This window comes from Mesorhizobium sp. M1C.F.Ca.ET.210.01.1.1 (assembly GCF_004791585.1).
Taxonomy (GTDB): Bacteria; Pseudomonadota; Alphaproteobacteria; order Rhizobiales; family Rhizobiaceae; genus Mesorhizobium.
Window position 1 is genome coordinate 85,270 of record NZ_SRUU01000013.1, and the last position, 15,893, is coordinate 101,162.

At 61.5% G+C, this 15,893-nt stretch carries 11 protein-coding genes; 8 read left to right on the top strand and 3 right to left on the bottom strand.

The annotated features are described in order from the left end of the window. Positions 1 to 17 precede the first annotated feature (17 nt). From EN853_RS16660 to EN853_RS16670, 3 genes are all read right to left on the bottom strand, one after another. Positions 18 to 1,118, bottom strand: coding sequence for a tartrate dehydrogenase (locus EN853_RS16660; RefSeq protein WP_127860845.1), 1,101 nt, complete (start codon positions 1,116 to 1,118; stop codon positions 18 to 20). A gap of 307 nt (positions 1,119 to 1,425) precedes the next feature. After that, entirely contained in the window at positions 1,426 to 2,061 is a 636-nt protein-coding gene (locus EN853_RS16665) for a Crp/Fnr family transcriptional regulator (RefSeq protein ID WP_167524498.1), read from the bottom strand. A 621-nt stretch (positions 2,062 to 2,682) separates the two neighbouring features. After that, positions 2,683 to 3,276 (bottom strand): hypothetical protein, encoded by a 594-nt coding sequence (locus tag EN853_RS16670; RefSeq protein WP_127860843.1) that lies wholly within the window; start codon positions 3,274 to 3,276, stop codon positions 2,683 to 2,685. Between the two features lie 414 nt (positions 3,277 to 3,690). Between EN853_RS16670 and EN853_RS16675 the strand changes: the two genes are divergently transcribed. The 8 genes from EN853_RS16675 to EN853_RS16710 all read left to right on the top strand — a co-directional run bounded on the left by EN853_RS16675 (position 3,691) and on the right by EN853_RS16710 (position 15,844). Beyond that, entirely contained in the window at positions 3,691 to 5,787 is a 2,097-nt protein-coding gene (locus tag EN853_RS16675; RefSeq protein WP_127860842.1) for a polysaccharide biosynthesis tyrosine autokinase, read from the top strand. A 21-nt stretch (positions 5,788 to 5,808) separates the two neighbouring features. Further along, entirely contained in the window at positions 5,809 to 6,372 is a 564-nt protein-coding gene (locus EN853_RS16680) for a transcription termination/antitermination NusG family protein (protein WP_127860841.1), read from the top strand. A gap of 255 nt (positions 6,373 to 6,627) precedes the next feature. Beyond that, positions 6,628 to 8,241 carry a hypothetical protein gene (locus EN853_RS16685; protein ID WP_189343888.1) on the top strand — a complete coding sequence of 538 codons (1,614 nt, stop codon included), beginning with the start codon at positions 6,628 to 6,630 and terminating at the stop codon, positions 8,239 to 8,241. A gap of 184 nt (positions 8,242 to 8,425) precedes the next feature. After that, a complete protein-coding gene (locus EN853_RS16690) occupies positions 8,426 to 9,646 on the top strand; it encodes a glycosyltransferase (RefSeq protein WP_127860840.1) in 1,221 nt (406 codons plus the stop codon). Positions 9,647 to 9,784: 138 nt separating this feature from the next. Next, on the top strand, positions 9,785 to 11,143 hold the full coding sequence (locus EN853_RS16695; protein ID WP_245517049.1) for a polysaccharide biosynthesis/export family protein: 1,359 nt from the start codon (positions 9,785 to 9,787) through the stop codon (positions 11,141 to 11,143). A 458-nt stretch (positions 11,144 to 11,601) separates the two neighbouring features. Continuing rightward, entirely contained in the window at positions 11,602 to 13,578 is a 1,977-nt protein-coding gene (locus EN853_RS16700; protein WP_245517052.1) for a type I secretion system permease/ATPase, read from the top strand. 14 nt (positions 13,579 to 13,592) lie between these two features. Then, positions 13,593 to 14,897, top strand: a complete 1,305-nt coding sequence (locus EN853_RS16705; protein ID WP_348631579.1) for an HlyD family type I secretion periplasmic adaptor subunit — start codon at positions 13,593 to 13,595, stop codon at positions 14,895 to 14,897. A gap of 68 nt (positions 14,898 to 14,965) precedes the next feature. Then, complete coding sequence (locus tag EN853_RS16710; protein ID WP_127860839.1) at positions 14,966 to 15,844, top strand: sulfotransferase; 879 nt, start codon at positions 14,966 to 14,968, stop codon at positions 15,842 to 15,844. Positions 15,845 to 15,893: the final 49 nt, after the last annotated feature.

The window sequence follows — 15,893 nt, forward strand, 5'->3', positions numbered from 1 at the left end:
ACTTCGTTTTGCCGCCTCTATCCGGCCAACCGGGATGAGCTCGTGCTGTTTACGCCTTCGAGCGCGGCAATCACGGCAGCGGTGACCTCGGCGGTGCGGGCCGCGCCGCCAAGGTCTGGACTGAGAGACTCGCCTCGGCCAGTGACGGTTTCAATCGCCACCATAAGGCGCCGCGCTGCGGCCTGCTCGCCGAGATGGTCAAGCATCAGGCTTGCCGTCCAGAACGATCCAAGCGGATTGGCGACACCCTTGCCGGTGATATCGAAGGCCGAGCCGTGGATCGGTTCGAACATCGACGGGCGGCTGCGCGACGGATCGATGTTCGCCGTCGAGCCGATGCCGAGCGAGCCACCAAGCGCCGCCGCCAGATCCGACAGGATGTCGGCATGCAGGTTGGTCGCCAGAACCGTGTCGATGCTGCCGGGCTTGTTGACCATGCGCTGGGTCATGGCGTCTACCAGCATCCAGTCGACAGTCAGGCCGGGATAGCCTCGAACCACTTCCCGCACGACTTCGTCCCAGAGCACCATGCCATGGCGCTGCGCGTTCGACTTGGTAACGACGGTCAGCAGCTTGCGTGGGCGCGACATGGCAAGGTCGCAGGCAAACCGGGCAATGCGCTCGATGCCGGCGCGGGTGAAGACAGCGACATCCATGCCGACCTCGATCGGCAGCCCGCGATGGGCGCGGCCGCCGACGCCCGCATATTCGCCTTCGCTGTTCTCGCGCACGATCACCCAGTCAATCTGCTGGCCGAGTTCGGGCCGCAGCGGGCCGGTGAGGCCTGGCAGAAGGCGCGTCGGCCGCACATTGGCGTATTGGTCGAACCCCTGACAGATGGCCAGGCGCAGACCCCAAAGCGTGATGTCGTCCGGCAGGTCCGGGTCGCCGACCGAGCCGAAATAGATGGCATCGAAGTCCTCGATCTGAGCCAGGCCGTCCTGCGGCATCATCCGGCCGTTGCGGCGATAGTAGTCCGAGCCCCAATCGAAGCGCTTGAACTCGAACGCAAGACCGGGCTCCACGGCGGCCAGGGCTTCCAGCACCTCGACGCCGGCCTCGACGACCTCGGGGCCGATGCCGTCACCGCCGATCACGGCGATCCTATGCAAGGACATTTTCTGTTTCCTTCTCGATGGCAGCTCCGGGTCCCGCAGCAGCCGCATGGCGAAAGTGTCCGAGATCACCTCGTCGACGGCGACATCCGGGAACTGTTCCGCGGCCTTATAGCATTCTTGCGGCGGCAGCGCGGGCGATGTGCTCGGAAGATCGGTCAGCCGGCCCTGGCCAGGGGCCAAGACAGGCTTGGCAGCAGGTCTGCTCGCTTGAACAGAGACCACCTTGCCGCACAGTAGGACTGCGCGGCTTCGCGGATTTGGAACACCTTGCGGGCCGAGTGCGGTCTCCCGCCGAGCCGCTTGCACGTCAGCTCGAAATGTAAGACCGATCAAATCCAGCTGTTTCGATCAGTCCCGCATGGTCATGCAACTCGACCACGCCATTGCGGAATGACGCCAGGCCGGTCTCCCGCAATGTCTTCAATACGCGGCTCACATGCACAGCCGAAAGCCCCAGCGCGTCCGCCAGTTCCGCCTGGTTCAGCGGGCATGCAAAGCGGTCGGGATAACTCGTTGCCGATCGATGTGCGCGGCAAGCCAGTTCGAGAAGAAGGTGAGCCGTGCGCTCCACAGCTCCCCTTCTGCTGGCCCCGGCCAGGTGTTCCGCGAGCCTTGCATATCGCGTTGCCTGAGCCACCAGGATGGCCTCGCAGATCGACTGCGGAAAGCGCGAAAAACAGGTGCGGACGGGACCGGCCAGTTCAATCGCGGTCACATCCGACAGAGCCGTCACAGTCTCGCCGGCCTCTCCAGCGAACTCGATTATCGCAATCTCGCGAGGAAGCGCAAAATCGACGATGAGACGCGAGCCATTCGGTAGCGTTTTGGCAAATGCCGCCCACCCGGCGGTCATGATCAGGATAGAGGATCTGGCCTGATATTCGCCCGCGATCGTCGCGTTGGCCGGATAGGTGCGGCGCACAGCGCCCGGCAGCACGGCCATACCCCTTTCCCAACTTGCGTCAGCAAGCGTCGGTCCCCGCGCCAATCCAAGAGCCTGCTTTGATAAGCTCATTTTGTTCTGAGCACCCCAACTCGTGATCGCCCCGATCAACCTTAAGCTGCAACCATCAACTACACAAATGGTTCCATCTATCATTTCATCCGAATGGCGACCCAGTCTACCACCTTTGGGTACAAGCCTACCACCTCGGATCATCGGGCCCCATCATGCGGGCGGGTTCGGCCGAGGCCGCTTTGAGTTCCCGGGAGACACCGGCAGCATCTCGTCGGAGCACGACCGCCGCGCAGGCGCGTTTCCCGGCCGGGATGAAAAGTCGAACCAGGCTGCATGTCATTTCGGCCAGCGATCAACGCGGCTCCCGCCGATCGCCCCACCGGATCGGCTTCGGCAAGTTGCCCATGGGCCGCCAGCGGTAGACCGACGCTGCCCTCGGTCGAACGTATTGCTTGAAGCGCATCGCGATCTTTCAGATTCGCTGCATGCGCCTTAGGCTTTTGATTTTACACATGTCTTTGTCCCGAAACCGGACCCCGCTTTCGCAAGACGTGCTTCAGGGCTGCGGTTACTTCAACTGATTCAACCCACCGCCGGCAGAGTTGTTCAACTCGGTTGCTGCCCTTCTTGGCGCGCTTTCGAAAGCGGACCGCGTTCTGCCGGCCGGGTTGATGCCGGAAGCGCGGAGCCTGGTCGAGCATCAAGCGTTTGCAGCTCTTGCCAAAGCGGGCCCGGGATCGACTGCCCCTCTCTTCCAGGGCTCTCGGTTGCGCTGGCCGAAGCGTTTTGCTCGATTGTTCCGGCAGGCCGCTTCCTGCGCGGCTGGACCCGCGAGACCGAGGGACGCTTGGCATTGTAAGTCTGCCGTCTTTCCTCGGCGACTTCCAGGTCGCCGAGTGTCGCCATGACCAATGCCAGGCGATCCTCGATCTGCGTCAAACGCTTCCGGATGGAAAGCAGGGCAACTGAAACCAGCAAACTATAGGCAAGAAGGACGATGACCGCTCCGACCGGATTCTCGATGCCGAAAAAAATCACCGCGACAGCCCCGACAAGCACGGCAAGGGCCCCGTAGCCCAGCAGCCGGCCCTTCTGCAAAAGGAGCATCAGCGGCAGGGTCGCTGACAGCATCAGAATGGCTCCCGGCCTGTTGACCACCCAATCTAGAAGCGCCGCAACGATTTCGCTGTAAGTGTCCATATCAGCCTCAAGCCCGCCGCAACGGTCTTCTCGTCGTCCGGCGACACGCGCAGCCCTGCGAGAGGCTACACGTCGGTGGTGTTATGGACCTCCCGGAAGAGCGACAGCAAGTTGTCCCGGCGACGTCTAAAGCTCTGGAAGGCTCGCCGGGTAGACCAGATCGACCTTTAGCCGAATTACTACTCAATAATGGTAATGGCGGGGATATCCGCGAAGCTGATATGTTTTGTACTGACCGGCGACGTGATCGGTCATGGGTGGAAGAGAGCGATCTGGGCATGCCGGCGGGGGCATGAAGGCTACACTGTGCGCTTGAGCGCGCCTAACAGCTAACTGCCCGAACTGTTTTGAAAAAAGCCATTCAGCCGACGCTGAATGGATGGGTGTTGTGTTGCCGATCGCAGGGATTCGGAAATGGCAAGTCCAGCTGACAATCCGTTGATGATCAAGGAGTTTCTGCCGCTCGACGTCAGGGAGATCGTCGATTTCTTTCTTCGGCGATGGAAGCTGGTATGCGGTATTGCAGCGCTCACCTTCGTTTTATTTGTGGGCGCCGCTTATGTTATCCCGGCATCCTACACGGGCGCTGCGCAAATACTGCTTGACGCTCCGATCGACTACATGACTCCGCAAGACTATTCCAATTCTGACTTTGCCGACAATCCAACATTCATCGAAAGTCAGATTGCAGTCCTGAGATCTGCCTCACTTCTTCGGCAGGTCGTTGACAGCCAGAAGCTTGCGGACGACCCCAAGATCGGGCCGGCGGCATTGACATGGCTCCAGGGCGCGCTGGGAGTCTCGCGCGTCGGGCTTGGCAACGTCATTGAGCTCGATGTGAGCACGTACGACCCGGAAAAAGCGGCAGCGCTCGCCAATGCAATCGCCCAGGCCTATGTCGCCGATCGCCTAAAGTCCCGTTACGAAGGCGTCCAAAAAGCCTCCACATGGCTTAGTGACCGGGCCTCGTATCTGCGGGCGGAACTCAGCCGTTCGGAACAGGCTGTCCAGAAGTTTCGGATCGATCACAATCTGCTGGCGACGCCGGCGGGCAGCCTGACTGACCAGCAGCTGTCCGAACTGAACGTCGCCTTGATCAACGCGCGCGCCGAACTGTCGGAGAAACGGGCGCAGTATCAACAAGTTGACAAGTTGCAGGCCACTGGCGGCGACATCCAGTCGATGCCCGACGTATTGCAGTCCGTCGTGGTCAATGCATTGCGAGCTCAGCTGTCCCTGGTAAGCCGGCGGGAAGCCGACCTTCGATTGAAATATGGCGAACGGCATCCCGACGTCATGGCCGCCCAGGCCGAGCGCCACGACATAGAGGGGCAGATTGCCGCCGAGGTCCAGCGCCTTATCGGCAATCTGAAGAATGAAGTGGACGCCGCCGAAGCCCGGGAAGCGTCTCTGGCCCGGGCCTTGGACTCCGTATCCAACCGATCGGAAGTCGAAGGCCAGATTGGCGTCCAGCTGCGCGATCTGGAGAGGATTGCCGCCGCGAACAAAGAACTCTTCGAGACGTTCCTGTCGCGCGCCAAGCTTGCCGAGGAAAAATCCACCCTCCTCAATAGCGGCGTGCGCGTGATCACCGAGGCCGGTGTTCCGGCTGCACCGAGTTTCCCGAACAGGCCGCTTTTTGCGGCACTGGGTTTGGTTTTCGGCTTCTTCTTCGGGAGCGCCAGCGCTGTTCTCCGTGAGCTTTTCGCTTCCGGCTTCATGGCAAAGAAGCAGATCGAAGACGAGCTGGCCGTTCCCGTACTTGCGTCCATGCCAAGGATGTCGGGCTGGTCGAAGGACGCCCAATCCCAGGCGCAGCCGGTGGCCTATCTCGAGCGCAGGCCACTATCCAGATACAGCGAAGCGGTGCGGCGGCTCCGTCTCGGTGTCGAGTCGACGTCGGAATTGGACCGCTCGCCCCGCCTCATGCTGGTGACGTCGGCGATGCCCGGCGAAGGAAAGACAACTCTGGTGTTGAGCCTGGCCTGCTCCGCCGCGGCCGACGGCCAACGGGTCCTGGTCATCGATGCGGACCTGCGACTGTCCGCTACGACGGCCTTTTTCGGCATGGCGGACAAAGTCGGCCTGGTCGACCTTCTCACTTTGCCGATAAAGACCGCAAACGCAATTCATGCGGACGAGCGCTCGGGCATTTCCCTGTTGCCCGCCGGCGCGAGGACCCGCAACCCGCCTGCCCTTCTCGCTTCGGCGCGAATGCGCTCCATCCTCGACGAGCTTCGGGGAAAATTCGACACGGTGATCATCGACGCACCGCCTGTCGGACCCGCGGCCGATGCCACGATCCTGGCGAAGCATGTCGACAAGATCGTCTTTGTCGTGAAGTGGCGCGAAACTTCGCGCGAAGCCGTTGCCGAAGGAATTCGACATCTCGGCGGCCGCTCCAGGATTGCCGGCATCGCCTTGACAATGGTGGAGGAGCCAAAGCTGCCGAGATACGGACGTTACACATCGCTCGAAAGCAGCGTCTCGGACAGTTACTATCTCAACTAGAGGAAGAGACAATATTTCGCCATGCTGAACGCTGATCTATACGATGAACCGATCCCGGAGTCTGCAAGACGAAATCGCGACGGCGAAGCTGCCCGTTGGTTCGTGGTTCAGACGCACCAGCATGCCGAAAGCCTCGCTGAAAGGCACCTGCTGTCGCAAAACTTCCGAACCTATCTGCCCAGGCGGAAGCGAACCATCCGCCATGCCCGCAGCGTCAGAACCGTCTCCAGCGCGTATTTCGACTGTTATCTGTTCGTCTCGCTGGCTGTTCATCAGCAGAGCTGGTACCCGATCAACTCGACCGTCGGCGTCCGAAGGCTGATCATGAGCAAAGGAATGCCTATACCGGCGCCCCATGGCGTTGTTGAGTCCCTTATATCGGCAACCGACGACGACGGAATTTTGCACCCGGACATTCTGTTGAAGCCGGGCCAAAGAATCAGGATCATCGACGGACCGTTTTCGGACCAGCTGGGAGTTCTTGACCACGTCGGAAGCGCTGGAGCGGTCAGAATTCTTCTCGATATCATGAACCGCTCAATTCCAATTACTATCAACAGAGATAAAGTATCTGTAATTCATTAATACTTGCAATAAGTTTCAGCTTGTTTGAAATATAAATACTGGCAGAGACTACCGAATAGACGCCCAATTCACCTTGGGTGCGGTAGCTTGCAAAGGCGACGATGAGCGAATGAGGCTCGTCGCAGACAAACTGCGGGAAACCCCTTGCAACATGCACCCAAATCCAAGCCAGCAAGCCACCGCCCGGAGGAGCCCGGCGAACTTGGCCTGCAGCCCCGACGGTATCGTCGCTGGTCCCCGGGTGCCAAGGCAAGGATGCTGACCGGGGCGTTGGCGCCGGAAGTTTCAGCGCCGGGCCCTTCGCTTGGCTTGGGCCCGCCGGGCCGCCAGGCGGATGTGGGACCTGACGGAAGCGGTTCGTGCGCTTCCGAAACGGCGCCGGTACTGCCTATAGCCGCCGAATTGTTTCGTGCTTTCAATGAAGCCGGCCTGAGATATGGAATAATCCAGGATCTCGCATCCCTGCACGACGGACTGTCCGGCCGAGACGATCTGGATGTTCTGTTGGACAAGCGTGACTATCCGGTCTTCTGCTCGATCGTGAGCGAGCTCCACGGCCGTCGCGGCGTCAGCCTGTCCTGCTACGACAATGTCTGCGCCGGCCGGGAAGACTGGTTCGTGCCCGATTTTTCGCGCGGCCGCTATCTCCATCTCGACATGCATGTCGGCGGCCGGGTCGGCTGGGAGTTTCGGAAGCGCTATCCGGTATTCGACCATGCGGCGATTGCACGATGGGACCCGATCAGCGTGGCAGGCGTATCGGTCCCGGTGGTCTCTCCCGAGGACGAGCTTCGAATAACGATTGCCCGTTTCGCCTTTCGGGCCTGGGCGCTGCCGTGGCAGCAATGGGTCACCATCGGCGGCGGTTGGAAGGACCAGATTTCACGCCTGCCAATTCTGCCCGGCGAGTCCGGATCGCGTGTCGTGGAATACACGCTTGGCGGCGGCAGAACGGTGAGCTGCAGGTTGCGGCAAGACGGCGATGGCTTGGCCGCCCACCGCGGAGATCTTGCAAAGCTGCGGCGTGCGATCCGGGAAATGGGCGGTTTCATGGGGCGCTATGGAATAGCCGACGCCGCGGTCCATCTGGCTCGCAAGAGCTCATATCTCGCCCTGAGGTTCCTTCACCGCTTGATGCCCGGCAGCTTTCCACCAAAACGACGGCCTGCGGCCGGTGGATTCGTGGTGGCGTTAATAGGCCCCGACGGCATGGGCAAGAGCACCCAGGCTGACCGGCTGACGCAGATCTTTCGATGGAAATTCGGCTGCGGGCAAGCTTATGTCGGAACTGGCGACGGCAATGGATGGCGGCTTCGCAAAGCGCTGCAGGCTCTGGTTTTCCCCTACAGGCGCCGCCTCAAGTCCTTGGCCGGAAACGACGGCGAGGACTCCCGCGGTCGGAACGGGCCAAGGCAGGGCGTTGTCGCTGCGGCTTTGGCGTTGTGGGCGGTTTTGATCGCGTTCGAGCGATACGTGGTCGTGAAACGCGCACATCGATGGGCGACACGCGGCATGATCGTCATTTGTGACAGGTGGCCGCAAGCGCTTCGCAGAGGATACCTGGACGGGCCAACCATCCCGCAGCACCTGTTCTCCATCCCGGGCTTGTCCGCTCTCGCCCGACTCGAACAGCGGCTCTACCAGAAGATGGCGGAGCGCCGGCCGCACCTCACTTTGCACCTCGTTTCAGATTTTGCCGTCTCGGAGCAGCGAAAGCCGGGGGAAATCAAGAAAGAAGCGTTCGATGCGCGGCTGTCGCTGATGGCGGAGCTGCGAGCCAGGGACAAGAGCATCCGAACCGTTGATGCAAGCGCCGGCATAGATGCGGTTGGCCGCGAACTGTTCCGGCATATCTGGCTGTCTCTGTAACAGGCGCGGCCCTCGGCCCGGTACCCACTCCCAGAACAGACGCGGATTGCAGCCCTCCACGATCGCGCCAGGCAACAGGCGATCCCAGCCATGCGCGCGAAAAGCCGGAGCGGCCGAACGCTCCGCTCGATGATCCCGATCCTCCGCCCGAGCCCGGATTTCACGTCCCCTGAGGTATAGGCAAATGAAGATCGTTCATGTGCTCACCCGACTGCTTCGGGCAGGTTCCGAAGAGAACACATTGGCTTGTTGCCTTGCTCAGGCGCGGCATGGCCACGAAGTGCTGCTGGTTCACGGCGAGGAATACGACCCGGGCCTACGGGCGTCCGTCGCCGGAGCCCTTCGCGTGGTGACGCTCGGAAACCTGATCAACTCGATTTCGCCGTCTCGCGACATTTCCGCGTTCGGGCAACTCACTCGCCTCATGCGCGATTGGCAGCCCGACATCGTGCACACGCATCAAAGCAAGGCCGGCATCGTCGGCCGTCTTGCTGCCAGGGAAGCCCATATCCCTGGCATCGTACATGGCGTGCACATCTTGCCTTTCGTGCATGTGGGCGTCGCGCAGAGGCTGATATTCCTGGCTGCCGAACGCCTGGCCGCGAAGTTCACGCGCGCTTACATCGACGTCAGCCAGGCCATGCGCGACATCTGCATCGCCAATCATCTGGGCCGTCCCGATCAGCATCACGTCGTCCACTCCGGCTTCGATCTGGCGCGTTTCGCCAACGCGAAGTGGCCGCAGGAACCGCATCTGCTTCTGGGGACGGCTGTGGGGGAACCAAAGCCACCGGTGGTCCTCATGCTGGCCGCGCTGGAACCGAGAAAGCGCCACGTCGAGTTCATTGAATCATTCGGGCAAGTCGTTGACCGAATTCCGAACGTGCGACTGCTCGTCGCCGGTGAAGGGCCGGCGCGATCCGCCGTCGAATCGGCGATTGAGCGATCCCCGTTCGCAAACAACGTTCGTATGATCGGTTATCATCGCGAGCCGGAACGACTGATCAGCCTGGCGGACGTGTGCGTGCTGACGTCCATGCGAGAAGGATTGCCGCGCGTCATGATGCAGTATCTGGCGGGCGGGCGAGCGAGCGTGATCTCCCACCTGCCCGGAGTGGAAGAGATTGTGAAGCACGGCGTGAATGCAATTGTGACGCCGGCGGAAGACGTGGGCGCCGCCGCGGCGGCGGTCGCCGATCTTCTTGAGAACCAGCACTATCGCGCCAGACTGGCTGACGGCGCGAAACTCACCGACCTTTCGTCCTGGGGGCTGGAGTCCATGTGCGAAAGGGTCGAGCTGATTTATCAATCCGTCCTGGAGTCGGCCCCTTCAGCCGCAAAGCCAAACGAGGCGCGAATTCGCGACGGCTTGGCCAAGCAGACCTTGGGGCTGCACGGATTTTGATCGGCCTTTGTCGCTCCGACGGAGACGTGGAGCTGCAAGGCTTGTTTCTCCAACCGAACGGATCCCTGCTGTCACGCTCCGGCCGACGAACGTCGACTGGTCGCGATGGCTGCGGTCAAGGTAACCGGAGTACAGACGATGCGTATGCGTGCTGACCAGCAATGTCCATCCAGGCCCTGGCGAAAGAACTGGCTCTTTCCCGGGCTCGACCGCGTGGCCGGCCGCGGACTCGCAATGGTTGCTGGCCTCGCCATTGCCTTCGTCCTGCTCGCCGCGCATGCATCCCGCGCCGATGGATATGCTTTCGACACCGGCGACGTCCTGCGGATATCCGTGATCGGCGAGGCCGCCTATCCGCTGGATGTGGTGGTCGATGATCGGGGCTCGATATCCCTGCCGATGCTGGGCGATATCAAAGCCCGAGGCCTCACCACCGTCGCCCTTTCGCAAGCCATTGAACAGGCATTTAGGCAGCAGAAGCTCATCCTCGAGCCCTTCGTGAAGGTGGAGATCGGTCAATACCGGCCATTCTTCATTTCCGGAACGGTGGCCCACCCCGGATCATACCCGTTTCAACCGGGAATAACGGTTCGCCACGCGCTCGCTATAGCAGGCGGCTTCCGGCCCACTACGGTGGGAAACACCGAGCCGGCCCTGCAAATAGCTGATCTGCGCAGCACCCGCGCAAATCTGGCGATCGAAGAATATCGCCTGAAGGTCCGGCTGGCCCGACTCCAGGCGGAAAGCCGGGAAGACAAATCCTTCGCGGCACCGTCGGATCCTCCCGTCGAGTTCGGCGGACACCTGATTGCCGACATCATCGCGTCCGAGCAAGCGCAGTTGAACGCCAGGCTTGCCGCGTATCAGGACGACATCTCCTACCTCCAGGCCTCGGTAGACCGGGCGAAGAAGGAAGCTGACATGGTCGCCGCCACCAGAAAAGAACGGGAAAAGACCGCGAACCTCCAGCTTGAGGAATTGCAGTCTGCCCGGTCGCTGCGGGAAAAGGGCCTGATAACGAACTCGAATGTCAATACGGCGGAACGAGCGCATACCAGCTATCGGGCCGAACTGGCGCAGACCGAGCTGCAGCAGGAACAGGTGCAGCAGGAGCTGCTGAATTCGGAGAGCGAACTGAGAAAGAAGCGGCAAAGTTATGAAATGGACTTGATCGCTCAGACCCAGGACACGCAGGTCGAGCTTGGAAAAGTCCAAAGTCAAATCAGGTATGTTGCCGACAAGCTTCTCTTTATCTTCACCTACGGCGAACAGAGGACCTTCGACGACTTGCAAGGCTCCGTTAAGATTTCGATCTTCAGGCGCGACCAGAAGATCGCCCACGACCTCGTCGCTGACGAAAACACGGAAGTGAAAGCCGGCGATGTCATCGAGGTTTCGGTTGTGGCCAACAGAGGGTTCTACGCTCCGGACTCCGGAACAATGGCGACCCCGAATGCGGAGGGTGCGACCACCCAGCCCAACGCCATCGGCCAATAACACGAGCACATGGCTCGCTTTTTAGGCAAGGCCATGCTTTGCTGCTCGGCGATCCTTCGGGTGAGTTTTGCTTTTGACAGGACAGGTTTGGTCCGGCCGTCGCGCTTCACCGCAATTCCAGAGAAAGGGCGCAGCGGTTTTCCATCCGGAATTTCATCAATGCAAATGCCTGGAGCGGGGCAGCGATTCCGGGAAAAGTTGAACCATTCCAGGGCTGAGGCCTCATCTTCGGAACTTCGATCGTGATCCTTGGGACCGCACTGACAGCCTTGGGGAGACGACTCCGCCGGGCGCATTCGCATGCCGAAATGCAGCCGAGGCGGGTGAAACTTCTCCTCCGCTCAACCCCGCGCCGCAAAACGTCGCGTCGTGTTGAGCGCCGCCGCGTCATCGTTCGATCGCGCATTCCCGGAGCAGTCCTGCTCCTCCTCGCCGTCGCATTGGTGGGGGCTGATCTTTTGCCACGCCTTGCTGCTTTCGAGGGGATCTCGCAGGCGCGGCCCTGGACCGATCTCCTAGCTGATTGGCGCCTCTTTTCCGATCCCCTGGCCTTGCTGGCCGGTTCGGGCGCGCACCCGGTCTGGCTGGCGGTCGCAACCCTGGCGCTGCTCCTGGCAACCGCCCGCGCCGCAAGGCGGAAACGAAGGGGCAACTTGCCGGGCGCGTTCGCAAACGCCGGCGCCCAGTCCTCGGTCGCGGAGCCGGCGCCAGGGTCGGAACTGGCCGATGCGTTGCGCTCCTGCAAGGCAGCGTTCGCTGGCGTCGCGCTCTTCAGCGGCGTGAGCAACATCCTCATGCTGACCGGCGCGATGTTCATGCTGCAAGTCTACGATCGCGTGCTGCCGAGCCGCAGCGTCCCGACCTTGATAGCCATGGCGATATTGGCCGGCGTCCTGTTTGTCGGGCAGGCGCTCATCGATGTCGCGCGTGGCCGCATCATGACCCGGATCGCCGCCGAACTGGACGATGCGGTGGGGGGACGTGTCTTCAGCGCTGTTTCGAGGCTGCCGCTCTATATCGGCCAGCAGGGCGACGGGCTGCAGCCGCAGCGCGATCTCGACAGCATCCGCACGTTTCTGTCGAGCGCCGGGCCTGGCACGCTTTTCGACCTTCCATGGCTTCCCTTTTATCTGGCGATCATCTGGAGCCTTCATCCGACCCTCGGGATCACCGCAATTTGCGGCGCGATCCTGCTGGTGGCGCTGACGGCCGCGACCGAGGTCTTTACGCGCAAACCAATGGGCGCCGCGGCTCTGACCGGCATGCGGCGCAACAGCCTCGCCGAGGCCAGCCGCCGCAATGCGGAGGTGCTTGCGGCGATGGGCATGGGCAAGCGCCTGCACGACCACTGGCGGGAAGCGAGCCGTCAGTATCTGGCGCAACAGCAGCATGTCAGCGATATCGTCGGCGGCTTTGGCAGCTTCGCCCGCGCCATGCGGCTGATGCTTCAGTCGGCAATGCTGGGCGTGGGCGCCTGGCTGGTGATCCAAGGCGAGGCGACGTCGGGGATCATCATCGCCGGCTCCATCCTTGCCGGCCGCGCGCTGGCGCCTGTCGATCTCGCCATCGCCCATTGGCGCAACTTCGTAGCCGCGCGCCAGAGTTGGGGCAGACTGAGCAAATTGCTGGCCAGATTGCCGCCGGATCCGCAGCCGATGGCACTTCCGATCCCCGGCGCGAATTTGACGGTGGAGCGGATCGCGATCGGTGCGCCGGGCGCCCAGCGCATCATCGTGCAAGGCGTGGAATTCAGCCTGGACGCCGGCTCGGTGCTCGGCATCATCGGACCAAGCGGCTCGGGCAAATCGAGCCTGGTGCGCGGGCTGGTCGGCGCGTGGCGGCCACTGGCGGGCCGGATCAAGCTGGATGGCGCCGCACTCGATCAGTGGTCGTCGGAGCGCCTGGGCCGCTACATAGGCTATCTTCCGCAGGACGTCGAACTGTTCGCTGGAACGGTCGCCGCCAATATCGCCCGCTTCGATCCTGGATCGGACCCGGAGGCTGTTGTCGCCGCTGCCCGCGCGGCGGGCGTCCACCAGCTGATCATCGCTCTTCCCAACGGCTACGAGACCCAGATCGGAGAGGGCGGAACCGCGCTTTCAGCCGGGCAGCGTCAGCGCGTCGCGCTGGCCCGCGCGCTCTATCGCGACCCGTTCCTGGTCGTCCTCGACGAACCCAACTCCAATCTCGACATCGAAGGCGAAATGGCGCTTGCCGCGGCCATCCTCGGAATCAAGGCCCGCGGCGGCATCGTGGCGATCGTGGCGCATCGGCCGAACATCCTCAGCACGGTGGATTTCATGCTGATGATGAAAGAGGGACAGATGCACCTGTTCGGCACCAGGGATTGCGTCCTGTCGAAGCTCTTGCCAACGCCGCAGGTCGGCCCCGAGAGCCTGCAGGCGGCTGCAAGCTCGCCGCAACTGCCGAACTGAACAAGGCAACGATCTTGAAGCGGCCATCCTCCAACCGGCGATCCATTCGCCGCAACCTGCTCGGCGGGACAACCGTCGTCGCGCTGCTCGTCGGCGGAGTGGGAGTCTGGGCCGGGACTGTGGACGTTTCCGGGGCGGTCATTTCGCGCGGCGCGGTGGTGGTCGAGACCAGCGAAAAGAAGGTGCAGCATCCGACCGGCGGCGTTGTCGGCAAGATCTTCGCGCATGATGGCGACCATGTGCGGGGCGGAGACATTCTCGTCGAGCTCAGCGATACCATCCCGCGCGCCAACCTGGCCTACGTTACAAAGAACCTGATTGAGCTCTATGCACGAAGGTCCCGGCTCGAGGCCGAGCGTGACGGCAGCGAACGGATGATGCTTGCTCCGGTGCTTGTCGCGGGAATGAACGACCCTGAGACTGCTGCCACGGTGGCCAGCGAGCAACGGCTCTTCGGGCTTCGTCGGACGGAGATCTCCGGCAACAAGGCACGCTTGCGCGAACGCATCGATCAGCTCGGCAAGCAGATCGAAGGCTATTCGGCTCAGGAGTCGGCAAAGGCCAAGGAGATCGAGCTGATCAACGACGAGCTCGTCGACATCCGCAGTCTCGTCGAAATGAAGCTTACCCTCAAGTCGAAGCTGACCGAATATGAACGCGAGGCGACACGCATCGAAGGCGAGCGGGCCCAGCTTGTGTCGAGCATGGCGCAGGCAAAGGGCGCCATCGCCGAGGTCGAGCTGCAGATCCTGCAGCTCGACAAGGAGTTCGCCAGCGAGACCGGGAGCGAGCTGCGCGATGTCGAAGCCAAGATCGCCGAGTTCGAGGAGAAGAAGGTCGCCGCCGAAGACCAACTGGCCCACATCGATATCCGCGCCCCCGTCAGCGGCACTGTTCATCAATCGACTATCCACACCGTGGGCGGTGTGGTCGGTGCGGCGGAACCGATCATGCTGATCGTTCCCGACACCGACAAGCTCACGGTCGAGGTGAAGGCCGCTCCACAGGATATCGACCAGCTCTTGATCGGCCAGCATGCGCTGCTGCGCTTCACCGCCTTCAACGTGCGCACAACGCCTGAGACGGAAGGCGTGGTGTCGATGATCTCGGCCGATGTCACGCGCGATCAGCGCACCAATGAAGTCTACTACGTGGTGCGCATCACGCCCGACCCGAAGGATCTGCAGAAACTCGGATCGCTCTCGCTGGTGCCCGGCATGCCCGTGGAAGCATTCATACGGACAGCCGATCGCAGGGTGATCTCCTATCTGATGAAGCCTTTGACGGACCAGATGATGCGCGCCTTCCGCGACCAGTAGCGGCGCTGCGCAGCGTGTCGTTGCGGATCGGCGCAATCCCGACTGAGCCAGAGCGACGGAGACCTGTCATGACGACAACCGAGCTGAAACCTCCGATTTTTCTGATTGGCAACTATCGGTCGGGCACCACCATTGCGCAGAAATTGATCGGGCTGCACCCCGACATCGTTACCTGGTACGAGCCGAGAACATTGTGGCTCTACGCCGATCCTGCGCGGCGCCATGACGAATTCGGCCAGACCGACGCCACCGAAAAGGTTACCCGCTACATCCGCGATCGGTTCCTCGAATACCAGTCACGTAACGGCGGCCGGCAGATCATGGAGAACACGCCTTCCAATGTCCTGCGCGTGCCGTTTGTCCACGAGATTTTTCCGGAAGCCATATTTCTCTATATTACGAGGAATCCATTTTCCTGTGTAAGCTCCATGGAGCTCAAATGGCAAAGAACAAAGACATTCAAAGGTATTCGAAGAACATTGTCGACCACACCAGTGACGCAAATTCATTACTATGCAAAGGATTTTATCACGCAGATCATTGCCAAGAAAATATTGAAGAGAAAATACACTCCGATCTACGGGCCGCGTTACAAAGGGATAGATCGGGACCTGCAGGAGCACGAAAAATTGACGGTGATCGCGCGCCAATGGGCGCGCGGCAACCAAAAAGCTCGGGAAGATCTCGCCAGGCTGGGCAGCGGCCGCGTCTTTTCGTTTCGCTATGAGGATCTGATGCAGGATCCCGAGCCGGTATTGCGGCGCATTTACCAACATTGCGGGTTGGACTGCACTGACGATATCGTTCGAACGGCCAAGGAGATGATCGATCCCGGCCGTCAGCAGAAGTGGCTCCGCTTTGAGCCGAAAGACCTGACCGCGATCATACCCGAGATCCGGGACGAGATGGCATTCTACCACTACGAGATCCCTCAGCCCCTTCGTTGAGCATGACATGCCGGCTCCGAGGGCTCTAGTTTCCGACATTTCGGATTTC